Raw genomic sequence first — 25,040 nt, 5'->3', positions numbered from 1 at the left:
CAATCCCAGGGCCCAGACCAGGGGGAAACCGTAGAGCAGAATCAGAATAGGCCAGGCCGGTAGTGGGGCCCCGGCTGTAGGGGCAACAACAGTAAGAAACCGGTTATGACGGTGGGTAGGGGTCAGGGCGGTCGTCATCTTTTTACAGGCCCCGGCCGGTCTTATTAACAGCAGCTAGAAGAGCCGAGGGGCTAAGGACACCCAGAGCAACGGGCAGGGCTGCCCAGGCACGAAGCTGGGTAATATCGCGCCGCAAGGTAGCGCGCACGTAGGCCAAAGCCAGCTTCCTCTGACCCAGAGCCGCATAAATAAAAGCAATCTGGCCAGAAATCCGGGCCAGCCCCTTGGGGTCGGTCTCAAACTCGGGGAACTTACGCAGCAGATAGGTCAGGCCTGCAGCCATATTCTCCCACTTACCGGCAAAGAAGGAGGGGCGATCCCAGAGAATCAGAACCAGCGGTTTAGCAACGGAATAGACATCACCGAACTTGGTCGCTCGCAGAAGCAGGTCGTAGTCCTCACCGTAGGCAGCCGGGAGGTCTTCATCAACCAGCCCCAGGCGTCCTACCAAATCTGACCTGCGGTAGAGCATGGCCGAGGGGTGAATCTCGGTGATACGGGAACGCAGAAAATCTGTGAAGCTAGCGCGGGCAGGGGCCAGGCGGTCAATGTCTTTGCCGCCAGAGCGCACCCGAATACCCGAAGAAATAGCAATAGCCTGCGGATTTTGCTGCCAGAGCTCAAGCTGATCAGCTAGCTTGCTGGGCAGCCAGTAATCATCGTCGTCACAGAAACCCAAAATCTCACCCGCAGCAGCCTCAATACCGGTGTTCCGGCCCCCAGCTAGCCCCTGAGACCGGGCGTTATTGAGAGTACGCAGGGAGCGGTTCTCGGGCACAGGCAGATCTGAGAGCGAATCAATCTCAACATGGTCAAAGACCACCAACACCTCAACCGGGCCGGTATAGGTCTGCTCAAAAATTGAGGTGACTGCAGTGCGCAAGAGTTCAGGGCGCTTGCCATTAGTGGCAATAATAACGGAAATCTTCTGCATTAGGCACCTACCGGCTGGGAGAGGGTAACAAACTTACGGCGCATAGACAGGAGCACGGTAGCCGCATTAGCAGCAAAGAGCAGGCCGTAGACCAGCACAAAACCCAGGCCTGTTCCCCAGAAAACGAAAATCCAGCAGAAGGTACCGGCGTCCATATGCAGATTGACGAAAGAACGCAAGGTGCCGCCGGTAGCCGGAGCAGCTGTGCCACGATTATTGCGCAACTGCTCAGCCAAAATCTGACTCATAAAATGGCCGGTCACCAGTACCGTAAAAGCCAAAGGAAGCCACCAGAGCTGCCAACCAGCGAAGGGAAACGCCGCAGGGTACTTAATAAAGCCCACCAGAATAGTCAGGTGCATAGCAGGGGTGCGCATGGCGTCAACCACATGGTCAAGCCACTCACCGGCAGGGGAGGAAGCCCCAGTAACACGGGCCACCTGGCCGTCCGCGGAATCTAGGGCATAGCCCAGGGCAAAAAGCAGGGCCACCCCCAGTCCTAGCAGAAGGGAGGGCGGGCAAACAAGCATCAGAACCATGCCCAGTACAGAAACGCTAGCACTCAGGGCGGTCACCCCGTTGGGGCCAAGACCCACCTTAACGGCAGCCGCTGCCAAAAAGCGGGCCACCCGACGGTTAACCCAGCGGGTATAGGCCGGAACACCAGCCCCAGATTTCTGGGCGGCGTTCAGCTGACCTAGTGTTTCCCTAAAGCCCTTGGGCGGCTGTACCTGTGCGCTCATGATAGACCCCTCAAAGCCCCTTATATATCTGTGTGTGCGTGCGAATAACCTCATCAAAGAGGGGGGGGAAAGGGGCCAGCCCCTACGCTGACGATCAGAAAGACACCCGGTCTTGATAGGCTCAAACGGCTCCCATAGGCCCCAGATACTTAAGTTTAGGGGAAGAGCCGACTTAGCCCTAGGCTTACAGACTCATAAGAATTTATGACCTTGAATATGCTTACCGGCAAAAAGCATACAGGTCAGGCCTGCCTCCCTCACAGAAGACAGGCCTGACCACAAGAGCTAGGGCTTCAGTAACCTCTTAGCGGCTCTTGAGAACTGCCTCAAGATCGAAGGTGGTTCCCTCCGAACGGCGGAAGGAATGTACCTGCACAGCAATCACATTCTTACCATCGCGCAGCTCAGAAGCCGGAACTACAAGGGTGATGGGGTTATCCTTCACAGTGTTGTAAAGAACCCGGGCCAGGGCCGGAGTGTCAGGGTAGGCAGTTGCCGGCAGATTAGTGCGGTGTACTTCCTTACCGTTGACGTAGAGGGCCATGCCATCATCAGCGTAGGTGGTGATGACCAGGTCCTGGCCGGGCTGGGGAGTGAAGTTCACTTCCTTACGGGCCATGAAGGACATGGGGTAGGGGCTGTAGGGGAAGTAGACGCGACGAGCCAGGCCGTTCTCCTGCCAACCTACGGGGGTGGGGGAGTCGTACCACATGGCAGCGGTATCGTACTTGTAGTCGTAATCGCGCCAGGTGGTGTCGTAGGCATTGCGCAGGCGGAAGGCGACAGCCCACTGGTCACCTGAAGAGATGACCTGCTGGTCAGCAGCCTTAGGTTGCTCCTGGGCTACCTCTTCGAGGGGGGCTTCGGGGTTCTCATCTTCCTCAACCGCAGGAGCCTCGGGCTCATCGACAATTTCCTCGATGGGCTTGATAGTGGGCTCTTCAGCGGGCTCAGCGCTGGCCTCAGCAGAAGCAGACTCAGAAGGGGTAGCCTCAGCTGACTCTACCGGTGCCTCGGGGCTGGGCTCCTGGCTAGGAGTCTCAGTGGTGGGCTCGACGGTCGGCTCAAGGGTTGGTTCGGAGGTGACTACAGGGGTCTCTACCTGGGCAAGGGCAGCAGCGGTAGAAGCTGAGACGTTGCCAGCTGCATCAGCAACACGCACAAAGTAGCGGGCGTCCTTGGTGCTGGGCAGTTTGTAGCTGGTGTTCTGGGTCGAGGCAATTACACGGTTATTCCGCAGGATCTGGTAGGTAACACCACGCTCGGCAACCCCGGTCCAGGTCAGCTTATCGAAGGACTCAGCTGTTCTGGTCACAGACAGGTTGCTTGCAGTAGCAGGAGCCTGAGAGTCACGGGCCGCGTAACGGGCAAAGCCAACAGTTTGCTGGACGCCGTTGTAGCCCAGGGAGCGGGTGATGTCGCCACCGACCCAGAGGGTGTTGTTGGAGTCAACAAAGGAGGCCCATACGCCGTGGCCACGGGCGCCCTGGATGCCGGGGGTGAAGTCGGGCAGAATCTCACCGGTCTGGGCGTCAAAAGCCGCTACCAGACGAATGGTGTTAACACCGCGGTAGCCCGCAACACCCCAGGGGATATCGTGGGTTTCGGCGCCCTCGTAGATCCAGTCACCACAGTGGCAGGCGGCAAAGAGCACACCGTTTTGATCCAGGAAGAGGTCCTGGAAGTCGCCACCGCTCTTGGTAATAAAGCTGGTCATACGACGGTTAACATCTGACTTGCTGTACTGGGCTAGCAGGTGCTCAGCGCCACCGGCCCAGATGCTGTCGCCAGCGTCTTGAACATCGAACTGGAAACCATCACGCAGGGTGGGGTTAGCAGCACGGTGGGAAAGCTTCCACTCCCACTTCTGGCCAATAGCACCTTCGCTGGTGGAGAGGTAGGCCAGCTTCCAGGCCCGCTGATTATTGACGGTTGAGAAGTAGCCACCAATGGTAACGCCCTCATCGCTGGCAGATACACCGTTGACGGTGCCGTTGACAATGGGGCGCCAGTTCCAGTCAACAGAGTTGTTGGACAGGCGGAAGCGGGCAACATTGCGGGAGTAGGCGTAGACGTCTGAGGTGGAACCCTTCACGTGGGTGAAGTTACCTGCAATGTAAACGTAGTCGCCGTGAACGTCGATGGACTTGACGAAGGAGACACCGGCAGCGGTGCGGTTAACAATGTCCCAGCCCAGGGAAGTGTCGGTAGCGCCGGTGACGGGGTCAAGAATGACAAAGCCGTTAGAGGGCTGGCCGTTGACCTCGGTAAATTCGCCACCTACAGCCAGTTTGCCATTAGGCAGAGGGGAAATGGCCTTGACCTGGCCGTTGAGCTGAGGGGTGAAGGAACGCACCAGCTCACCGCTGTTCACATCGTAGCCAGCAATAAACTTCTGGTTGACCTTCTCACCGGTTACTGCGTTCTCTACAAAGGCAAAGTCGCCACCGGTGTAAACGGTATCACCCAGCTGATTAATGGCCTGGACGCGGGTGTTAAGCTCACCGGTAGCACCGGTACCGCTGTCGAGGCTAGTACGCCAGGTAACGCGAGAGGAGAAGCTAGCAGGCAGGACCCGCTGGCTTGAAGCCTCGGTGCCGCTAGCTGCAATCTCGGTGAGATTGAGGTCCTTCTGGGTCAGCTTGGGGCGCAGGTAGACCTGGGTAAAGGGAATAGCGTAACCGGCAGCAGGACGTGACCAGAGGTAAGAGGTTGCGGTGTCGGTGCCCTGAACCAGGCGGCCGTAGGCAAAGCCGATTCTCCAGGACTGGTTGCTACGTCCGTAGAAGTTGTTGGAGTAGTAGTAGTCGTTGTGGTTGGAGATACGGTTAACCGAGTTGGGGTAGGAACGGCTAGCACCCAGGGCCGGGTCATTCACGTAACGGATGTTCTCCCAGGGGTGGTAGGCCGAGAGGGTCCAAGACCACTCTTCGGTCTTGGTGCGCTGGGCGTACATGTTCTGCCAGACGGTGCCCTCTGCGTTACCGGCACGGTAGAAGCGCACGCCGTCCTCAAGGTCCTGAACCTTGGTCTCACCTAGTAGGGCGTCAATGGTGCTTGAGGGGAGCTGAACAGGGGAGAAGGCATCGGTGCCATCGGGGTTGTTGGCTAGCTCATTGGGGTCCCCCTTACCGGCGTAGTCCTCGCTCCAGCCATCGCGGCCTCGGCCAATCATGACCCAGCCACCACCATCGGTTTCCTGGTCACAGTAGAACTGGGCGGGGGCACTCATCTGGTCTGTCCAGAGCCAGTAGGAACCTGATTCAGCCTTGGGATCGTTCTGCTTGATTTCCCAGCAGGAGGCTGCTGCGGTTTCGCTGGTCAGGCCGTTAGCCACGTAGTCATCGGTGGCGATAGCGCCGGGAATGACAGAGACGCCCAGACCCAGGGCGACCGCGCCAACTGCGATTTTAGTAATAAGTGAGGGTTTCTTCATAAGTCTTTAGCAATCTGCTTCGTTGGGGAAGTCATGGGAAGCGATCTTCCATGACCCCTTGTCTTCTACCAGGGTGAAAATGTTGAGTGAGCGGGTGAACTGCGGGGCGTTCATGGTGTTGCCCTGTGTATCGAGCACCTTGACTTGTGATGAGTCCAGGCAGACTTCAAGAATCTTGGCTGCCTGCCCCTGGTAGTCGCCATCGGCGATCCGGGGGGTGCCAACTACCTGGGAGGTGCCTTCTACATGCCAGCCTGCCAGGGCGTATTCGGTTGCTGTTGCCAGGTACTGGTCAAGGGCTGTGCCGGTTGCTGCTGCTTCAAGCTGAGAGGTGGTTTCAGCTGAAACGTATTCCTGAACGGCATCTGCACTGGGCTGGGCATCTTCGGTGTCGCTGGTGATCTCGTCGGAGCTGGTATCTGCTCCTGTGGAGTTGCTGACCATCTCAATACCTGCCAGGGCTTTTTGCACATCGCTGTAGAGCTGCTCTGCGGTCTGAACTTCTTCGGTATCTACCGCAGCTTGGCCGGCCTGGGCCAGGGCCTCAGCCCCGGCGTGGTTTTCGCTCAGGGTCTCACCGGCGCTGTTGGTGGCCTGGGCTGAGCTGCTTGAGGTGCCGCTGGCTGCTGACTCCTGGCCGTCGGTAGCTGTCTGACTCTCTGTTGAGGTGCAGGCTGCCAAGGCCAGGGTGGCACTGGCGCAGAGGGCAAGGATGCCTGCGCGCAACCTGGATGTGGGCAGGGCAAAAGAGAGGGGTGTCCCTAATCGTTTCATTAAGTCCCTAAAAGTTGTGGTGCATGGGTTGGGGCTAAGCCTCTTGGTTCTCCGTGCGAAAGGAGTGGGGTTCTACCAGAGGGCTTTGCCGGTCATTTCATACTACCGGTTGGGCCTCGACTGGGTTAATAGCTTTAGAGCGAAATCACCGGGTTACTCGGTAGTAACTTATGGGGACAAGAAAAGTTTTATACGAAAATAGTATTGGTGTTTATCACACCTGTGTTAGTTGTTATTTTTATACGTATTATTTCGGCCCCTCATGTTTCTGCCAGCTATGAAGCTACGGGTGCGTAAGGCCTATGGGATAATGGAGCCTGCACCAGTCGGCCTTACCCCAGGGGAGCGAAGATGTCACTGAGCGGCCTTGCCCAAGCCCTCACCCATGAGCCCAGCTATACCGCAATCATCACCCAGGCAGGTGCAGACCCCAAAGCCCGCCTCGATGAATTTCTGATTGGCTCTCCTGACGGGGCTAGGCCCTTTCTTCTTGCCGGCATAGCCCAGCAGCTTGCCGCCCAGAACGAGCCGACCCCGCCCGTCCTGCTGGCTGTCACCGCCACCGACCGCGAAGCCGAAGACACCGTCACCGCCCTAGAAGCGGTACTAGAGCCCGGGCAGGCCCAGCTCTTCCCGGCCTGGGAAACTCTGCCTCATGAGCGTCTCTCCCCGCGAAGCGATACCGTAGGCCAGCGCCTAGCGGTCTTGCGTGCCCTTGCTGAGGGGGGTGCGTCCGCCCCTCGCATTGTGGTGGCCCCCATCCGCTCGGTGCTGCAGCCCCTGGTCGCAGGTCTCGAAAAAATGCAGCCGGTCACCCTGCGGGTGGGCGAAGAACAGGACTTTGATGCCCTGATTAAATCTCTCGCATCGGCCGCCTATTCCCGCGTTGACCTGGTGTCTAAGCGCGGAGAATTTGCCGTGCGCGGCGGCATTATCGATATTTTCTCACCGACCGCAGCCCACCCCGCCCGGATTGAATTCTTTGGGGACGAGGTCGAGAATATCCGCTGGTTCTCGGTCGCTGACCAGCGAACCCTGCCCGGTAAAGACCATCCCACCGAACTGCTCGCCCCTCCCTGCCGTGAACTGCTGATTACTCCCAGCGTGATGAGCCGGGCAGCCAGGCTCAAGGGCTCCTTCCCAGGGGCTGCCGCCATGCTCGAAAAAATTGCCGGCGGTATCTATCTCGAAGGCATGGAGTCCCTCATTCCCCTGCTGGTTAACGATATGGTGACCCTGCTGGATCACCTGCCCCCAGGGTCCCTGCCCCTCATTATCGAGCCAGAAAAGGTACGCTCCCGCGCAACCGACCTGGTTGCCACCAACGAGGAGTTCCTGTTGGCTGCCTGGGATTCTGTCACCGACACTACGGACGCCCCTATCGACCTGGGCGCCAACGGCCCCGACGGGCTGAGCGCCGGTAGCTTCCGCACCATCGCCGCCCTGCGAGAGACCGCCCTCGCGAAGGGCTTTGGCTGGTGGGCTATGACGGCCCTGGGCGTCGATGATGCTATCGATGACGGGATTGACTCGGTCCAGCTTGCTGCCCGCGCCCCCCATACCTACTCGGGCAACGTGACCGAGCTGCTAGCCGAAGTTGGGAAAAAGGTGAAGGACGGGTGGCGGATTACCGTGGTGACCGACGGGCCGGGCCCGCTCACCCGCCTGCTTGACCTTTTCCAGGAAGCTGAGATACCGGCGTCCCGTGTGGATAGCCTGACGAACCTGCCGGAGCCCGGCATTATCGAGATGACCACCGCCTCTATGGGGCGCGGCTTCATGATGGACGGCGAAAAGCTGGGCCTGCTGACCGAGGCAGATATTCTGGGCCGCACCAGCCCCTACGCCACCCGTGACCTGCGCAGCGGCAAGCTCCCGGTACGCCGCCGTAAGAATGCGGTTGACCCCATGAGCCTGTCAGCCGGCGACTATGTGGTGCACGAACAGCACGGTATCGGCCAGTTCGTCGAGCTCATCCAGCGCCCCATCGCCGGAGCCACCGTCATGCCCGGGCAGCCTAAGCCCATGAAGGAGTATCTGGTACTGGAATACGCCCCCTCCAAGCGAGGCGGGCCCAAGGACCGCCTTTTCGTTCCCTCTGACCAGCTAGACCAGATCTCTAACTACGTGGGCGGCGACGCCCCGGTGCTATCAAAGATGGGTGGCTCCGACTGGGCTAAGACCAAGTCAAAGGCCCGCAAGGCTGTTAAGGAAATTGCAGCTGACCTGATTAAACTCTACTCAGCCCGCCAGGCCTCCCGAGGCCACGCCTTCGGCCCCGATACTCCCTGGCAGCGGGAACTGGAAGAAGCCTTCCCCTATAACGAAACACCCGACCAGCTCTCGGCTATCAACGAGGTCAAGGCCGATATGGAGCGCGAAATCCCCATGGACCGCCTCATTTCGGGTGATGTGGGCTACGGCAAGACCGAAATCGCTGTGCGTGCTGCCTTCAAGGCTGTGCAGGACGGCAAACAGGTGGCCGTCCTCGTCCCCACCACCCTACTGGCTCAACAGCACTACGAGACCTTCACCGAGCGTTTCTCGGGCTTCCCGGTCTCCATCAAGGTGCTCTCTCGCTTCCAGAAGGCCAAGGAATCGGCTGAAATCGCTGAGGGTATTAAGAACGGGTCGGTCGACGTGGTCGTCGGTACCCACCGCATACTCTCAGAGTCTGTGGACTGGAAGGACCTGGGCCTGGTCATTATCGACGAGGAACAGCGCTTCGGTGTTGAGCACAAGGAAAAGCTCAAAACCATGCGCACCAACGTGGACGTGCTGGCCATGAGTGCTACCCCCATTCCACGAACCCTGGAGATGTCCCTAACCGGCATCCGCGAGACGTCCACCCTTGCCACCCCGCCCGAGGAACGCCACCCCGTCCTCACCTTCGTCGGGCCTCGCACCGACAAGCAGATCACCGCTGCCATCCGCCGCGAACTCATGCGCGAGGGGCAGGTCTTTGTAGTGCACAACCGGGTCTCGACCATTGAAGAGACCGCTAACGAGATTCAAAAACTCGTTCCCGAGGCCCGCATCGCGGTGGCCCACGGGCGCATGAGCGAATCCCGCCTGGAAAAAATCATCGTGGACTTCTGGGAACGCAAGTTCGACGTGTTGGTCTCAACCACTATCGTCGAAACCGGCCTGGATATCTCAAACGCCAACACCCTGATTGTGGATCAGGCCCAGAATTACGGCCTGTCCCAGCTCCACCAGTTGCGCGGACGCGTGGGGCGCGGCCGCGAGCGCGCCTACGCCTACTTCCTCTACCCGGCTGAGAAGGTGCTGACCGAGGTTGCCCACGAGCGTCTGAAAGCGGTGGCGACCCACAATGAGCTGGGTGCGGGTATGCGCCTGGCCATGAAAGACCTGGAAATTCGCGGTGCCGGTAACCTACTGGGCGGTGAGCAGTCAGGCCACATCGCCGGGGTTGGCTTTGACCTCTACCTACGCTTAGTGGGGGAGGCCGTGGCTAACTTCCAGCACGGTGAGAAAGAAGAAGCCCCCGCTGAGATTAAGGTTGATCTGCCGGTCAACGCCCATATGCCACACGACTACGTGAGTTCAGAGCGCCTGCGCCTGTCAGCCTACCGGCAGATAGCCCAGGCCCAGACGGCAGAGGAGCTAGCGGAGGCTCGTGAAGAACTGGTAGACCGTTACGGCACCCCGCCCGCTCCGGTGGAGAATCTCTTTAAGATTGCGGCTCTTCGTCAGCGCGCTCGCACCGTGGGCCTGAGTGAAATTGTGGCTATGGGCCCCAAGGTGCGCTTTTTCCCGGTCAATGATTTGCCGGAGTCCCGGCAGATGCGACTAGATCGCATGTACCCGGGTGCCCAGTACCGCCAGATCCCTGGTACCGAGAACTGGCAGATCCTGGTTCCCCGCCCCAAGACGTCCGCTGTTGGGGGTAAAGACCTGGTCGATGACGCCATCGTGGAGTGGACCGAGCAGTTCATCCGTGCCATCTTCGAAGCTGGCGTCGCCGGTTTATAGCGCGGTAGGCAGAAACAAGGGGCGGCTCACCTGAACAGGTGGGCCGCCCCTTGCTATCAACAGCGTGTGTCTCTTTACTTGAGGTAAAGGTCTGCGCCGCCGACGTGCTGCTTCTCGTTAGTCTTCGAAGGCAGGAACCACAGGGGGATGATGAAGGTGACGCCGTAGAGCAGAACAGCTACGGTCCACCAGCCCCAGCCACCCTCGGGGTACATTCCCAGGGTGTAGAGGCAACCCAGCAGGAGCACGAAGCAGAGAACGAAGAGGGCGATGTTTGAGCCCAGCTCCTTGGTGCCTGAGTATTGGGGGGTGCCGTTGCGCTCGGGGGCACCAGATTCCATCCCGAAGGATTCAACGTTGGAGCGCTTCTTAGCCTCTGACTTGTCAGTGGTCTTAGACATGGGGAAGTCCTTTTCGTGTGTGTACTTTATTACTCAGTATAGGTGCTGTATCAGCGGTTCGCACCATATGACAGAGAAGAACCTGGCTTAGTAGCCGCCCTCTGCTGCGTCACCGGCGCCGATGATGGCGATGCCCTTTGAAGCTCCGATACGGGTGGCACCTGCTTCAATCATGGCGAGGGCTTCTTCGCGGGTGCGGACGCCGCCCGAGGCCTTCACACCCAGGTCAGGGCCGACGGTGGCGCGCATCAGGGCGATGTCTTCGACGGTTGCACCTGAGGACGAGTAGCCGGTGGAGGTCTTGACGAAGTCAGCCCCGGCTTCAACAGAGGCCTGGCAGGCCAGAACCTTCTGGTCGTCGGTCAGCTCGGAGGTCTCAATAATGACCTTGAGCAGGGCACCACCGGCGTGGGTAGCCTCGGCGACGGCCTTGATATCTGCCACCAGGGCGTCCTTCTTGCCTGCGCGGGCGTCGGCGATGTTGATGACCATATCGACCTCGCGGGCGCCGGCTTCAACGGCGGTCTTGGCTTCGAAGGCCTTGACCTCGGTGGCAGAAGCACCGAAGGGGAAGCCTACGACTACGCAGGGGACGGACGCAGACCCGGCCAGTTCCTCAGCCAGCACGGGGGCCCAGACGGGGTTTGCGCAGACGGAGGCGAAGCCGTACTGCTTGGCCTCGGCGCAGAGACGGCGGACGTCAGTCTCTGAGGCTGAAGGCGCCAGGATGGTGTGGTCAATCATGGCAGCCAGTTCAACTGCTGAAAGTTCGATAGTCATAGTGTTCTTCCTTGAAATCTAGGTGTGTTTAGAGGCCCAGCGCCGCTTTCATATCTGCCTTGAGCAGGGCCAGTTTGGTGCTAGCAACCTGGCGGGCGTCGGCTACTGAACCGCTGACCGGTACTACAACTTCGAGGTAGCACTTGAGCTTAGGCTCGGTGCCGGAGGGGCGCACAATCACGCGGGTCGAATCCTCGGTGTAGTAGCGCATACCGTCGGTGGGGGGTAAGGTTTCGGTGCCTTCGGTGAGGTCCTCCACCGATACCACGGGGGATTCGGCGAGCTCTGCGGGCGGGTTAGCGCGCAGGCGCTTCATCATCGCCGGAATCTGAGCGAGGTCGTCGACACGGACGGAGAGCTGGTCGGTGGCGTAGAGGCCGTGCTCGGTGGCAATTTCGTCGAGGAGGGCAGGGAAGGAGGAACCGGCGTCCTTAAGCTCCTGGGCGTAATCGGCCATGACCAGGGCGGCTGAGATGCCGTCCTTGTCCCGCACCTGGGCGTGGTCTACGCAGTAGCCCAGCGCTTCTTCGTAGCCGAAGGTCAGGTTATCGACGCGGGCAATCCACTTGAAACCGGTCAGAGTTTCGTAGTGGGCTACTCCTGCGGCCTTGGCGATGGCCCCTGCCAGGCGGGAGGAGACAATCGAGTTGGCGAAGGTGGCGCTTTCGGTGTCGGTGACGGACGCCAGCACCCGGGTAGCTAGAATCGCACCGGTTTCGTCGCCGCGCAGCATCGCCCAGGCACCGTCTCGCTTGACGGCGAAAGCCGCGCGGTCAGCGTCCGGATCGTTGGCGATAATCAGGTCGGCATCAACGTTCTCGGCCAGGGCCATGGCAAGGTCGAGGGCGCCGGGCTCTTCGGGGTTGGGGAAGGCCACGGTGGAGAAGTTGGGGTCGGGCTCTGCCTGCTCGGGCACCAGGGTCACGTTGGTGAAGCCGGCCTGACGCAGCACAGACTCAGCGGTCTTACCGCCCACCCCGTGCATGGGGGTCAGAACGATCTTGAGGTCGCGCTCCTTCTGCTCGACCAGGGGAGTGACGCGGGCGATGTAGTCGGTAGCCACGCTCTCGGGCAGGACCGTCCAGCCGTCAGCGGCCAGCACCGGGGTTTCAACAGCGGCGATAGCGGCTGCAATGTCGCCGTCGTAGGGAGGAATGATCTGGGCGCCGCGGGCACCTGGCTCAACGGCTGCTCCGCCCAGGTAGACCTTGTAGCCGTTGTCGTTGGGCGGGTTGTGGGAGGCGGTGACCATGACGCCAATTTCAGCCCCGTATTCGCGGGTTGCCCAGGCGGTCACAGGAGTGGGCAGGGCTGAGGGCATGAGGTGAACTTCAATGCCGGCAGCGGTGAAGATGGCGGCGGTGTCGAGGGCGAAGGCGTCCGAATTCTTGCGGGCGTCAAAACCCACCACGGCAGAAATCTTCTCCCAGCCCTCGGCGGACGCGCGCGCGGTGGCGTAGTCTGCCAGGCCCTGGGCGGCACGCTGAACGACAACGCGGTTCATGCGCATGGGGCCAGCACCCAGTTCGGCGCGCAGACCCGCGGTGCCGAATTGCAGGGTGCCAGAGAAACGGTCGGCCAAATCGGCGGTTGCGGCCTCATCGCCGGCCTCAACCTGGGCAATGATGCCCTCAAGCTGGGCTTTGGTTTCAGCGTCGGGGTCGATAGCGGCCCAGGCGCGAGCCTGTTCAAGAAGCTGTTGAGTATCTAGTGACATGGGGTTTCCTTGTGTGCTTAGAGGGCCGCAATAATATCTGCGAGCAGACGGGAAATGCGGGGGCCAGCAGCTTCGCCAGCTTCGATGACCTCGGCGTGGGACAGCGGGGTCTCCTGAATACCGGCAGCCAGGTTGGTGACCAGCGAGATGCCGAAGACCTCAAGACCCGCAGCGCGGGCAGCGATGGCTTCAAGAGCGGTGGACATGCCCACCAGGTCAGCACCCAGTACACCTGCCATCTTGACCTCGGCCGGGGTTTCGTAGTGGGGACCGGGGAACTGCATGTAGACACCCTCCTGCAGGGAGGGGTCAATGCCGCGGGCAATCTCGCGGATGCGCGGGGAGTACAGGTCGGTCAGGTCAACGAAGTGAGCACCGGTCAGCGGGGACGCCGAGGTGAAGTTCAGGTGGTCAGAAATCAGGACGGGTTTCCCGGCTGAGTAGGCGGGGTTCAGACCGCCGCAGCCGTTGGTGAGAATCATGGTGTCAGCGCCGGCTGCGGCTGCGGTGCGCACACCGTGGACGACGGCTTCAATGCCACGCCCCTCGTAGTAGTGGGTGCGGGAGCCAATAACCAGGGCTCGTTTACCGTTCTCGGTCAGAATAGAGGTAAGGGTACCGGGGTGGCCCACGACGGCAGCCTTGTGGAAACCGGGGACCTCGTCGGCAGAGAGCACGTGGGTGGCTTCGCCAATGAGGGAGGCAGCTTCGCCCCAGCCAGAACCCAGCGTCAGCGCCAGGTCGTGCTTCTCGACGCCGGTTTTCTCGGCAATGAACTCCGCGGCCTCACGGGCACGAACCAGTGCCGGGTGGTGAGGGTCAGCGGTGGAAACAGCGGAAATATTTGAATCATTCAACACCCTTCTACGGTACCAAACCTGCCCAGAGTTGAGCGTGCGTGCGATGTGCGACACAATAAAGGGGTGACTCTCAAAACAGACTACGCATCGCACAAAATTGTCATTCTCGGCGGTGGCCCCGGCGGTTATGAAGCCGCCCTGGTCGCTGCAAGCCACGGCGCCGACGTCACTATCATCGAAGATAAGGGCATGGGCGGCTCAGCCGTCCTCACCGACGTTGTACCCTCCAAAACCCTGATTGCCAGTGCGGACGCCCGCAACCGCTTCGGCAAGGCCCAGGAGCTCGCCATTTCGGTGGGTGATAATGACGCGCCGCCGCCCATTTCGGTTGACCTGGCCAAGGTGAACAAGCGCCTGATTGACCTGGCGCATCAGCAGTCCCACGATATTAAACGCACCCTGGAACGCAGCGGCGTCAAGGTGATTGACGGCCGCGGTAAACTAATTGACCGCCACACCGTGCAGGTGACCGATTCGAGCGGGCTGACCTATGACCTGACCACCGAGTTCATCATTCTTGCGGTGGGGACCCACCCCCGCGAGCTGCCCACCGCTCAGCCGGACGGTAAGCGCATTCTCAACTGGACCCAGCTCTACTCACTTGAAGAACTCCCCGAAGACCTGATTGTGGTTGGGTCCGGTGTGACCGGTGCAGAGTTCGCCTCAGCCTACAACGGTTTGGGCTCGCGGGTTACCCTGATTTCCTCCCGCGACCGGGTGCTGCCCGGTGAGGACGAGGATGCCGCGACCGTCCTTGAAAATGTTTTCGAACGTAAGGGCGTACGCGTTATGCCCCGCTCCCGCGCAGAAGCCGCCTGCTACAACGAGACGGGCGACGGCGTCATTGTCACCCTGGGGGACGGGCGCAAGGTAGCTGGCTCCCACGTGCTGATTGCTGTTGGTTCGATTCCCAACACCGAAAACCTGGGTCTTGAGGACGCCGGAGTTGAGGTCAGCGAATCAGGGCACATTAACGTGGATCGCGTCTCCCGCACCAACATCCCCAACATCTATGCGGCCGGTGACTGTACCGGGGTTTACCCGCTGGCCTCCGTGGCCGCCATGCAGGGGCGCGTTGCCGTTTCGCATATGCTGGGCGACATCGTCAAGCCCCTGCGCACCCACCAGGTTGCCGCCAATATCTTTACGGCCCCTGAAATTGCAACCGTCGGCGTGAGCCAGAGCGAAATTGAGTCGGGGAAGTACCAGGCAGATATGGTCATATTGCCGCTGGCAACCAACCCGCGCGCCAAGATGATGGCGGTAGAGGACGGCTTCATCAAAATCTTTGCCCGCAAGCACTCGGGAACCGTTATCGGCGGTGTAGTGGTAGGCCCCCGCGCCTCAGAGCTCATCTTCCCGCTCTCGCTGGCCGTTGATAAGAAGCTGCACGTCGATGATATTGCTGAGACCTTCACGGTCTACCCCTCGCTGACCGGCTCTATTTCAGAAGCTGCGCGGCAGTTGCACACTATGCAGTAAGTGCGCCGTCCATAATAAAACCGCCCGTTCCTCTTGAAGGAGCGGGCGGTTTTAGTGGTGCCTTGGCTCTATATGCGTATGGAGGCTGCAGGCACGGGTGGGCGGGCTCGCAGCGAAGCTGCTGGCTCGGGGCTGGCGTGAATCGTATGTGAGCGCTAGCGAACCGGCGAGAGGGTCGGCAGCGAGCGCGAGCCCGGCCTACCTTTGGTCTAAATCCTTAAACCTACTTAGTGCGGGCCATAGTGGTCAGATCCACGTCGCGGGTTTCATGGGTGATGGCCATGAAGATTAGGGTGAGCAGACCTGCGCCGGCCAGGTAGAGGCCGACTGCGCCCACGCCACCGTTGGCGTTCAGCCACACTGCGGCGTAGGGGGTCAGGGCTGCACCCAGGATGGATGCAACGTTGTAGCTGATACCTGAGGCGGTGTAGCGGACGTTGGTGGGGAAGAGCTCGGGCAGGTAGGCGCTCATGGAGCCGAAGGTCAGGCCCATGAGGGTCATACCGATAGCCATGAAAAGGACGATACGGCCGGTGTTGGCGTCCTCGCCGGTGCCGACGATGGAGGGGTTCATGAGGAAGCCGAAGGAGAGGCCGAAGATGATGATGGCTCCGGTGATGACCAGCTGGGAGGAGCGGCGGCCGTACTTGTCGGCTAGCCAGCCGGAGACCGGGACCATGGCTGCGAAGAAGAGAATGGTGATGAGCTGAATGACCAAGAATTCGCGGTAGGCGATGCCCAGGCCGCCCTTATCAACAGCGCCGATACCGAAAGAAAGAATCCAGGCGGTCATGAGATAGAAGAGCACGTAGGTGGCGAGCATGATGAAGGTGCCCTGAATCATGGGCCACCAGGCGACCTTGAAGGCCTCGGCGAGCGGGGTCTTGACCTTTTCGTTCTTTTCGAGGGCCTGCTTGAAGACGGGGGTTTCTTCGAGCTTGAAGCGCACGTAGAGGCCGACAGCTACCATGACGATGGAGGCGATGAAGGGGATACGCCAGCCCCAGACAAGGAAGTTGTGATCGATGGTGTCGCCGGCGGCGAGGGAGGTGAAGCCCATTGCTACGGTGAGCAGGAGCATGAAGCCGTTGGCGAGGATGAAGCCGAAGGGGGCGCCGAGCTGGGGCCACATAGCGGCGCGGGCGCGCTTACCTTCTTCGGCGTATTCGGTAGCCAGCAGAGCTGCGCCTGACCATTCGCCGCCCAGACCCAGGCCCTGGCAGAAGCGCAGGATGGTCAGCATGGCCGGTGCCCACAGACCGATCTGGTAGTAGGTGGGCAGCAGGCCGATGAGGAAGGTGGCGATACCCATGGTCAGGAGTGCGCCGACCAGGGTTGCCTTGCGTCCTACCTTGTCACCGAAGTGGCCAAAGACAATGGAACCGATGGGGCGGGCGATGAAGGCTGCGCCGAAGGTTGCCATGGAGGCCAATAGCTTGGCGGTGTCGTCCTCGCCGGTGAAGAAGAGGGCGGGGAAGACCGCCACGGCTGCGGTGGCGTAGATGTAAAAGTCGTAGAACTCGATGGTGGTGCCGATGAGCGAGGCCATGATGACGCGGCTGCGGGGCACGGTCTGCTCGGTGGCAGAGGATGCTGGGGTGGCGGTTGTGGTGCTCACAGGATCTCTCTGAGGGTGTGTGGAATGTGTTGAACAGTTTTACTCTAAAACTGGCGTTCTCTATGTGAAACTTCAATTCCACTATGTGAGCTCATGGGGTATTGGGTAAAGGTTAGGGCCCCTTACCTAGTGGCAAGGGGGCCCGGCCTAGTCCGTGCGCGGTGCTTTTATTTGATGGTGGCGATAATTGCCCCGGCTGAGACGGTATCGCCCGCCTTGAGCTTGAGCCCGGTGACCTTGCCTGCCTTGTGGGCGGTGATGGGCTGCTCCATCTTCATGGCTTCCAGTACAACGATCAAATCGCCTTCGGCGACCTTGGCGCCGTCCTTGCTGGCAACCTTGACGATGGTGCCCTGCATGGGGCTGGTGAGCTCATTGCTGTTGGCAGAGCCGGACGCGCCCCCGCGGCTTGAGCGGGACTTGCGAGCCTTGGACGCGGCAGCGGACTTGGCAGAGGTGCCGCCCAGGGTGGGCAGAACGACTTCCATGCGCTTGCCGTTGACCTCAACTGTAATCTTCTGGCGCTCTTCATCGGCCTCAGCCAGGGTGAGGGCACCGTCGTAGGCGGGCAGGGTGTTCTTGAACTCGGTCTCAATCCAGCGGGTGTGAACAGCAAAGTTACCGCCGGGGGCAGGAGCGAAGGCGGGCTCATCGAGCACAGCGCGGTGGAAGTTGGCAACGGTGGGCATACCCTCGATGACCAGCTCACCCAGGGCACGACGGGCCCGCTGCAGAGCCTGTTCACGGGTGGCACCGGTGACAATGAGCTTAGCAATCATGGAGTCAAAGTTGCCGCTGACGGTATCGCCTGCAATCACCCCGGAATCCCAGCGGACGCCCGGACCAGTAGGTACAACCAGCTTCTCGATGGTGCCGGGGGAGGGCATGAAGCTGCGGCCGGCGTCCTCACCGTTAATGCGGAATTCGAAGGAGTGGCCGCGCACCTCGGGGTCGGTGGCCTCAATGGCCTCACCGCGGGCGATACGGAACTGCTCCCGTACCAGGTCAATGCCGGTGACCTCTTCGGAGACCGGGTGCTCAACCTGTAGGCGGGTGTTGACTTCGAGGAAGGAAATGGTGCCGTCGGTCCCCACCAGGAATTCGCAGGTACCGGCGCCCTGGTAGCCTGCCTCGCGCAGGATAGCCTTGGATGCCTCGTACAGGCGTTCGTTCTGCTCCTTGGTCAGGTAGGGGGCCGGGGCCTCTTCTACCAGCTTCTGGTTGCGGCGCTGCAGGGAGCAGTCACGGGTCGAAACAACTACAACATTGCCGTGGGCGTCGGCCAGGCACTGGGTTTCAACGTGGCGGGGGGAGTCAAGGAAGTGCTCAATGAAGCACTCGCCGCGGCCAAAGGCGGCGATAGCCTCGCGGACAGCTGACTCATAGAGCTCACCGATACCTTCGCGCTCGCGGGCGACCTTGATGCCGCGCCCACCGCCACCGAAAGCTGCCTTGATAGCAACAGGTAGGCCGTACTCGTCCGCAAATTTTTCAACCTCAGCGGCGCTCTTGACCGGGTCCTTGGTGCCGGGAACCAGCGGGGCACCGACCTTCTCGGCGATATGGCGGGCGGCTACCTTATCGCCCAGACGGTTGATGGACTCGGGGGAGGGGCCAATCCAGGTCAGGCCGGCGTCGATGACCTGCTGGGCGAACTGGGCGTTCTCAGAAAGGAAACCGTAGCCGGGGTGCACGGCGTCGGCACCAGAGCGTTTGGCCACCTCAAGTAGCTTGTCCATGACCAAGTAGGACTCCGCTGCGGTGGTGCCGCCCAGGGCATAGGACTCGTCAGCTAGCAGCACGTGCTGGGCCTCGCGATCGGGGTCTGCGTAGACGGCAACGGTTGAGATGCCCTCGTCTTGGGCAGCTCGGATGACGCGCACGGCAATCTCACCGCGGTTGGCAATCAGTACCTTGCTGACGGGACCGGTGTGGCGACCCTTCACCGGGGTAAAGGTCTGGGCCAGGTCGTTATGTGCAGTCACTGTAAGAGCTCCTCGGGTTGATGCGCCGTGCTGGCGTGCCGGTGCTGGCAGGTACGCATTGCTATGAGGCGCCGAACCTCGGCGCCTCACAATAGTCGTATCTTGAAATTTATCGCGAATTTTTCCAAATGTCGCTGATTGAAACACCGAAGTCGGCCAGCATTGTGCGCAGTGCATGAACGGAGAGCCCCACCACCGTGTGGTATTCGCCCTCGATACCCCGAATAAAAGCGGCACCGAAACCGTCAATTGTGAAAGAACCAGCCACCCATAGGGGCTCCCCGGTAGCCACATAGCGCTGGGCTTCTTCTTCACTGAAGGTGTCGAAATGGACGGTGGCCGTGCGCAGCTCGCTAGCCTCGGGGTATTTGTCGCTGCTCTGGTGAGGGGAAGCGGCGCGGGTATCAACCAGCCAGTGGCCCGTGTGGAGCTGCCCGCTGCGTCCGCTCATTGCGGTAATACGGTCCAGGGCTTTTTCGGCACTGCCGGGCTTGCCGTAGGCAAGGCCATCGAGCTCAAAGACAGAGTCACAGCCCAGCACCAGGGCACCCGCTGCCTCGGGCAGGGCGGCAACCGCCTGCGCTTTTGCCTTGGCCAGCAGCTGGGCAGTCTGTGCCGGGGTAATGTCGCCCAGCCCAGCTTCATAGGCGGCCTGCTGGGCCTCGCGCAGGGCTGCGTCCTCATCAACATCGCTGACAATAACGGTGAAGCGGACGCCGGCGTCCTCCAGGAGCTTTTTGCGGGCAGGGGATGATGAGGCAAGGACGAGCCGCACCGGCTGCTCGCCCGCCGTGGCTGTGGTTTCAGTGGGGTTCTGCATGGGTAACAGTCTAGTGGCTGGAGCAGTCGCAGTTGGTGGGCGGCAGGTGTAGGCTCAACTAGATACTGTTTAGATAGGCTTTTGCTGGTCGAGGTTGCTGTCTTAGGCCAGAGAAAAAGACATGAAAGATTTATCGTGACTTATTCTGATATCCGGCTCTGTTCTCTTAAAGAGGTTAGTGACATGGTGGGTCGTCCGCTGGCCCAGGTGCAGATACTGGACAGGGCTCATGCGCTGGGGCAGGCATACACCACCGGTGCTAAGTCACGTTATTACCCCTATGAGCGAACGGCGGAGCTCGCTTCTGCTCCACGGTGGGATAAACCGGGCTTCGTGCAGCGGCTTGCTGAGCTGGGTGTTCAGGCTCAAAAAGCTGTTATTTTGCGGCAGATAGATGCCCAGCCCACAACTGGCCCAGCCGGGCGCACCTGGTATGGGTTTGATATGGCAGCTGAAAGCTCTGAAGATGCTGCTGTTCGGGCGGAGCAAACGGACGCCTCGCGGATGGTTTGGAAGGTAAGTGCCGCTAACCTGGCCCTGGTGCGCTCTTTAGCTCCTGATCAGGTGCTCCCCCTGGTTATTACGGTGGGCGGACTAGTGGTTGCCGGGCGAGAAATTACTGGTGTGGATGAGGCTGTCACCGCTGAGGTGGGTGACCTTGTGGCTTTTGAGGTTCAGGACGCTGGCCCCTGGCTGGAAGCGGTGAAGTTTAGTTGGCTTAACTCCGGGCCTGGCCAGCCGATTCTCTGGTGGGACCTGCCTCAAGAATGAGGTCGAGTGCATCTAGGTCGCTGTAGGAATTTCATCTGATGGGGCGAGCGTAACGGTTTGCGCGGTGAGCGCCAGAACGACGTAGAAGCCGGTTTGGGCGAAAGGGTCGAGCTGCCCTTTGGGAATGGGGCGGAGAGCTGGCCTCTTGGGGTGTGAGGGGAAGCGGTAAAAAATCTGGCCAACAGTGATGCCAAGGTCTGCAGGCCCGGGGTGGTTTGAGGGAGGGAACACGACACGCAACTTTCTAACTGGTTATCTCAACTAGATAAGTGTACTATGGAGCTGAAAGGGAGTCGCCTGTAGGTTCCTGGGAGTAGATTCAATTGCTGGTATTCCAGTCCTTTTGTGGGAGATACGCTCGCATCAAAGTAATCCTCTTGTAGAAGGCGGGGGTGTCTCTATGGTTTTTGACAAGTGATAGCTGATGAGGAATAAATGATGTCTCAAAAAACCTGGTTATACATATATGAAAATGCTCAACTGAACAGCATTTATATTGGAATTGCCGGAAGCATAGAGCGTGTTTTCCAGGCGCATAACAGCGCAGCAGAGGAACTGCGAGATTCAAAAGATACCGCTATTTTACAGACCATCGAACCTTTTTCTACTCGTGCTGACGCACGAAAGGCAGAGGCTATAGCAATTCGTGTAGCAGCTATGGCTGGCAGAAAAGTTACTTGTGAAAATGAGGAAGGGGAATTTATGAAATACACCAATATTTCTGGTGTTGACTCCACCAAGGAAATTGGACCTGCTGTATTTACCAAGCCTGGAGAGTTTGATATTTCTAATACCAGGGGTGCTGTATTGGTTGCTATTACAGCAAGTGAAATGGATGATCGGGTTGCACCCAGTGGCTGGCAGTCGGGCGCTGTGTTTTCTGAACGGGCACGCAAGTGGTGGTCTATGGCTAAGGAAAAGCGAGAAGGGACGACCCATCTAATCGCTGTTCTTAAAGATAGTGGAAACCGAATCTTGGGAAGCTGGGAAATAGACCCTGAGGGGAATGGGAAACCTTGGAGAATGGTAGGGTTGCCATGCCTCTTAAAGACGCTGCAGCAGATGATTATTTGGGTATTAAGGGTCAGGTGCTAACAGGTATCAGGGCTAATAATGGGGTTGTTTACGGCCCCCGCTAAAATATTTTTCTAGAGATAGAGGCTTATTCGTAAGGGTAGGTGGAGCAGGCTCACAGCGAACCAGCGAGAGGGGCGGCGGATGAAGCGAAGCGGGTGCGTCAGCACTCAAGAGCGAGCGGAATCACCTGAGCTTGCGAAGGTGCGAGCCTGCGGAACCCCTTATGAATAAGCCTCAACCTATCAGAGATAGGCTTTAGAAAAGCCCCATCGGCCTATCTGAGTAGCTGACCAGCATATTCTTGGTCTGCTGGTAGTGGGCCAGCATCATCAGGTGGGTCTCCCGGCCAATACCTGACTTCTTATAGCCACCGAAAGCGGCATGGGCCGGGTAGTTGTGGTAGTTGTTGATCCACACGCGGCCAGCCTGAATAGTGCGGCCTGCCCTGTAGGCGGTGTTCTGGTCACGAGTCCAGACGCCCGCACCCAGGCCGTAGTCGGTGTCATTGGCAATACGCATGGCCTCATCAAAATCAGTGAAAGAGGTAGTAGCCAGAACAGGGCCAAAAATCTCTTCCTGGAAGATGCGCATGTCGTTGCTGCCGGCAAAAACAGTCGGCTGAATATACCAGCCGTCGGCCAAATCGCCGCCCAGCTCACAAGCCTCACCGCCGACGAGAACGTCCGCGCCCTCGTCCTTACCAATCTTCAGGTAGCCGGTGATCTTATCCCACTGCTCCTTGGATGCCTGGGCACCCACCATAGTCTCGGTATCGAGCGGGTTGCCCTGCTTCATGGCCTTCACGCGCTCAATGCCGGCCTCGAGGAAGGAGTCGTGAATCGGTTTCTGAATCAGCGCACGCGAGGGGCAGGTGCAGACCTCGCCCTGGTTCAAGCCGAAGGAGGCAAAGCCCTCTAGTGCCTTGTTGTAGAAGGAATCCTTCTCGGCAGCAACATCGGCAAAGAAGACGTTGGGGGACTTGCCGCCCAGCTCCAGGGTGACCGGGATGATGTTGTCGGCAGCTGCCTTCATGATGATAGAACCGGTGGTGGTCTCGCCGGTAAAAGCAATCTTGCGGATGCGCTTGCTGCCAGAAAGGGCGGCGCCTGCCTCGGGGCCAAAACCGTTCACAATGTTTAGCACGCCGGCGGGGAGCGCATCCTTCCATAGGTCAACCAGGTAGAGGACCGAAACCGGGGTCTGCTCCGCGGGCTTGAGCACGATAGTGTTGCCTGCTGCCAGGGCCGGAGCAATCTTCCAGATGGCCATAAGGATGGGGAAGTTCCAGGGGATAATCTGACCGACCACACCCAGGGGCTCGTGGAAGTGGTAGGCCACGGTGTTCTCGTCAATTTCTGATAGGCGGCCTTCCTGGGTGCGAATGGCGGACGCGAAGTAGCGCAGGTGGTCAACGCCCAGCGGGATATCAGCGGCCAGGGTTTCACGCACGGGCTTACCGTTCTCCCAGGTCTCAGCCACGGCAATGGATTCCAGATTATCTTCCATAATCTGGGCCAGCTTGAGCAGCAGGGTGGCACGCTCGGTGGGGGAGGTCTTGCCCCAGGTGTCAAAGGCCTTCCAGGCTGCGTCAATAGCCTTATCAATGTCGGCCGCGGTGCCGCGGGCGACCTCGGCAAAGGGCTTGCCGTTGACGGGGGAGATGTCTTCAAAATACTGGCCTTCGGCCGGGGCCACCCACTCACCCCCGATGAAGTGGTCGTAGCGGGACTTGAATGTGGTGATGGAATCTGCTGAGCCGGGTGTGGCGTAAACAGTCATTGCCTCTCCTTTGAGTTGTGTCTGAATATGAGGCAGGCAGCCAAAGCCTACCTGTTCACAAAAAGCACATAAAAGTAACTTGAATCACAGTTTAGTGGTGGATTGTACAAAAGTGAAGACTGTTGTGCGAAAAACCCTGCCGGTCTGTGACCCACAGCAAAATATGTCTTAGCTTTACATCCCGGTTCACAAGCCCTGGAGCCAGGCGTACAGTGTTGAGATATGTCAAACCACACCACAGCACCCGCTACCCGTAAGAGACTTCCCGCCTGGGCTACGTCCTTCGGCAATCAAATTATTGCTGCCCTGATTCTGGGCGTGATCTTGGGCCTTGTAGCCGCCAACCTCGGCGGCGATGTCACCGAGAACCCCAACTGGCTCATGACCACCCTCTCCACTATTGGATCTTCCTACGTCACCCTGCTCAAAGCGGCGGTCGTACCCCTCATCTTCACTGCCGTGGTGTCGTCCATCGCCAACCTGGCTGAGGTAACGAACGCGGCCCGTTTGGCTACCAAAACCCTGCTCTGGTTCGCCTACACCGCCCTCCTCGCTGTGGTAATTGGCCTGGTGCTCGGGCTCGTCACCCAGCCCGGTGCAAATACCGGCCTGGCGGCCCCCGAAACCTACGAAGGGCGCACCGGCTCCTGGCTGGGCTTCCTCACCGGCCTGATTCCCGCCAACTTCCTGGGCCTGGGCGTGAGCATCTCGACCTCGGGCGATACCGTCACTGGTTCAGCTAGCTTCAACGTGCTCCAAATTCTGGTGATCTCGGTGGCCGTGGGTATCGCAGCTCTCAAGACCGGCCCCGCTGCCAAGCCCTTCCTTGATTTCAATAAGAGCGCCCTGGCCATTATGCAGACCGTGCTCTGGTGGATTATCCGTCTGGCCCCGCTCGGCACTATCGGCCTGATTGGCCGAGCCGTCTACGCCTACGGCTGGACCTCCATGGGCTCTCTGGCCCGCTTCGTGGTTGTGCTCTACATCGGCTTAGCCCTGGTACTTTTCGTGGTCTACCCCGCTATCGCCCGCGCCAATGGCCTGTCGATCAAGCAGTTCTTCTCGGGCGTCTGGCCCGCTGTGCAGATGGGCTTCGTTTCCCGCTCGTCCATGGGCACCATGCCTCTGACCCAGTCCGTAGCTGAACGTAACTTCGGTGTGCCCCGCGCCTACGCCTCCTTCGCGGTTCCCCTGGGCTCCACCACCAAGATGGACGGCTGCGCCGCGGTCTACCCCGCCCTAGCAGCCCTCTTCGTGGCCCAGTTCTACGGCATCGATCTCAACATCACCCACTACCTGCTCATCATTATGGTGTCGGTGCTCGGCTCCACCGCTACCGCCGGAACCACCGGTGCAACGGTCATGCTCACCCTCACCCTCTCCACCCTGGGCCTTCCCCTCGACGGCGTTGGCCTGCTTCTGGCTATCGACCCCATCATTGATATGGGCCGTACCGCCGTCAACGTCGCAGGCCAGGCCCTGGTTGCGCTCATCGTCGCCAAACGCGAGGGCATTCTGAACGAGGACCTCTACAACGCCCCGCGCACCGAGGGCGGATTTGTAGCTGAGGACGTCTACGCCCGCCTCGGCGAGGCACCGCAGGTACCTGCCGCGGCAGCGTCCTAACCCTTACCCCTACCTCGTAGAGAAGCGGGGGGGGGGGGGGGCGGGGGGGGGGGGGGGGGGGGGGGCGGGGGGGGGGGGGGGGGGGGTGGGGGGGGGGGGGGGGGGTGTGGGGGGGGGGGGG

The 25,040-nt window shown here is 59.9% G+C and carries 17 protein-coding genes; 5 read left to right on the top strand and 12 right to left on the bottom strand.

Going from position 1 to position 25,040, the window contains the following annotated elements; genetic code table 11:
• Positions 1 to 142: 142 nt before the first annotated feature.
• From VSX42_RS06455 to VSX42_RS06440, 4 genes are all read right to left on the bottom strand, one after another.
• Positions 143 to 1,054, bottom strand: a complete 912-nt coding sequence (locus VSX42_RS06455; RefSeq protein ID WP_326503502.1) for a glycosyltransferase family 2 protein — start codon at positions 1,052 to 1,054, stop codon at positions 143 to 145.
• Positions 1,054 to 1,797, bottom strand: a complete 744-nt coding sequence (locus VSX42_RS06450; RefSeq protein WP_326503501.1) for a CDP-alcohol phosphatidyltransferase family protein — start codon at positions 1,795 to 1,797, stop codon at positions 1,054 to 1,056. The genes VSX42_RS06455 and VSX42_RS06450 overlap by 1 nt, the downstream gene beginning before the upstream one ends.
• Positions 1,798 to 2,101: 304 nt before the next feature.
• Positions 2,102 to 5,233: a fibrinogen-like YCDxxxxGGGW domain-containing protein gene (locus tag VSX42_RS06445; protein ID WP_326503500.1), complete on the bottom strand. Its 3,132-nt coding sequence runs from the start codon at positions 5,231 to 5,233 to the stop codon at positions 2,102 to 2,104.
• A 6-nt stretch (positions 5,234 to 5,239) separates the two neighbouring features.
• On the bottom strand, positions 5,240 to 6,007 hold the full coding sequence (locus VSX42_RS06440; protein WP_326503499.1) for a hypothetical protein: 768 nt from the start codon (positions 6,005 to 6,007) through the stop codon (positions 5,240 to 5,242).
• Positions 6,008 to 6,358: 351 nt separating this feature from the next.
• On the opposite strand from VSX42_RS06440, the gene mfd reads away from it, so the two are divergent.
• Entirely contained in the window at positions 6,359 to 10,003 is a 3,645-nt protein-coding gene (gene mfd, locus VSX42_RS06435; RefSeq protein WP_326503498.1) for a transcription-repair coupling factor, read from the top strand.
• Positions 10,004 to 10,077: 74 nt separating this feature from the next.
• On the opposite strand, the gene VSX42_RS06430 is transcribed toward mfd, so the two are convergent.
• The 4 genes from VSX42_RS06430 to VSX42_RS06415 form a co-directional block, all read right to left on the bottom strand.
• Positions 10,078 to 10,404 (bottom strand): hypothetical protein, encoded by a 327-nt coding sequence (locus VSX42_RS06430; RefSeq protein WP_326503497.1) that lies wholly within the window; start codon positions 10,402 to 10,404, stop codon positions 10,078 to 10,080.
• 87 nt (positions 10,405 to 10,491) lie between these two features.
• Positions 10,492 to 11,184 carry a deoxyribose-phosphate aldolase gene (gene deoC / locus VSX42_RS06425; protein ID WP_326503496.1) on the bottom strand — a complete coding sequence of 231 codons (693 nt, stop codon included), beginning with the start codon at positions 11,182 to 11,184 and terminating at the stop codon, positions 10,492 to 10,494.
• A 28-nt stretch (positions 11,185 to 11,212) separates the two neighbouring features.
• Positions 11,213 to 12,901 (bottom strand): phospho-sugar mutase, encoded by a 1,689-nt coding sequence (locus VSX42_RS06420; RefSeq protein ID WP_326503495.1) that lies wholly within the window; start codon positions 12,899 to 12,901, stop codon positions 11,213 to 11,215.
• Positions 12,902 to 12,918: 17 nt separating this feature from the next.
• Positions 12,919 to 13,704 carry a purine-nucleoside phosphorylase gene (locus tag VSX42_RS06415; protein ID WP_326503666.1) on the bottom strand — a complete coding sequence of 262 codons (786 nt, stop codon included), beginning with the start codon at positions 13,702 to 13,704 and terminating at the stop codon, positions 12,919 to 12,921.
• A gap of 120 nt (positions 13,705 to 13,824) precedes the next feature.
• Here VSX42_RS06415 and VSX42_RS06410 point away from each other — a divergent pair, with 120 nt between their 5' ends.
• Positions 13,825 to 15,243: an NAD(P)H-quinone dehydrogenase gene (locus VSX42_RS06410; protein ID WP_326503494.1), complete on the top strand. Its 1,419-nt coding sequence runs from the start codon at positions 13,825 to 13,827 to the stop codon at positions 15,241 to 15,243.
• Between the two features lie 223 nt (positions 15,244 to 15,466).
• Here the strand turns inward: VSX42_RS06410 and VSX42_RS06405 are convergent, their stop codons facing one another.
• From VSX42_RS06405 to VSX42_RS06395, 3 genes are all read right to left on the bottom strand, one after another.
• Positions 15,467 to 16,861 carry an MFS transporter gene (locus tag VSX42_RS06405; RefSeq protein WP_326503493.1) on the bottom strand — a complete coding sequence of 465 codons (1,395 nt, stop codon included), beginning with the start codon at positions 16,859 to 16,861 and terminating at the stop codon, positions 15,467 to 15,469.
• Positions 16,862 to 17,028: 167 nt separating this feature from the next.
• Complete coding sequence (locus tag VSX42_RS06400; protein WP_326503492.1) at positions 17,029 to 18,846, bottom strand: acetyl/propionyl/methylcrotonyl-CoA carboxylase subunit alpha; 1,818 nt, start codon at positions 18,844 to 18,846, stop codon at positions 17,029 to 17,031.
• Positions 18,847 to 18,955: 109 nt separating this feature from the next.
• Positions 18,956 to 19,666 carry a nucleoside triphosphate pyrophosphatase gene (locus VSX42_RS06395; RefSeq protein WP_326503491.1) on the bottom strand — a complete coding sequence of 237 codons (711 nt, stop codon included), beginning with the start codon at positions 19,664 to 19,666 and terminating at the stop codon, positions 18,956 to 18,958.
• A gap of 183 nt (positions 19,667 to 19,849) precedes the next feature.
• Here VSX42_RS06395 and VSX42_RS06390 point away from each other — a divergent pair, with 183 nt between their 5' ends.
• Positions 19,850 to 20,437, top strand: coding sequence for a hypothetical protein (locus VSX42_RS06390; protein ID WP_326503490.1), 588 nt, complete (start codon positions 19,850 to 19,852; stop codon positions 20,435 to 20,437).
• A 435-nt stretch (positions 20,438 to 20,872) separates the two neighbouring features.
• Positions 20,873 to 21,532, top strand: a complete 660-nt coding sequence (locus VSX42_RS06385) for a hypothetical protein (RefSeq protein WP_326503489.1) — start codon at positions 20,873 to 20,875, stop codon at positions 21,530 to 21,532.
• A gap of 237 nt (positions 21,533 to 21,769) precedes the next feature.
• Here VSX42_RS06385 and VSX42_RS06380 read toward each other — a convergent pair whose 3' ends face one another.
• Positions 21,770 to 23,293, bottom strand: coding sequence for an aldehyde dehydrogenase family protein (locus VSX42_RS06380; RefSeq protein ID WP_326503488.1), 1,524 nt, complete (start codon positions 23,291 to 23,293; stop codon positions 21,770 to 21,772).
• A 222-nt stretch (positions 23,294 to 23,515) separates the two neighbouring features.
• Here VSX42_RS06380 and VSX42_RS06375 point away from each other — a divergent pair, with 222 nt between their 5' ends.
• Positions 23,516 to 24,919 carry a dicarboxylate/amino acid:cation symporter gene (locus VSX42_RS06375; RefSeq protein WP_326503487.1) on the top strand — a complete coding sequence of 468 codons (1,404 nt, stop codon included), beginning with the start codon at positions 23,516 to 23,518 and terminating at the stop codon, positions 24,917 to 24,919.
• Positions 24,920 to 25,040: the final 121 nt, after the last annotated feature.

The organism is Rothia nasimurium (genome assembly GCF_035916755.1).
GTDB lineage: Bacteria > Actinomycetota > Actinomycetes > Actinomycetales > Micrococcaceae > Rothia.
Note: the sequence above shows the minus strand (reverse complement) of the source record. Positions and strands in the feature narration are given on the sequence as shown.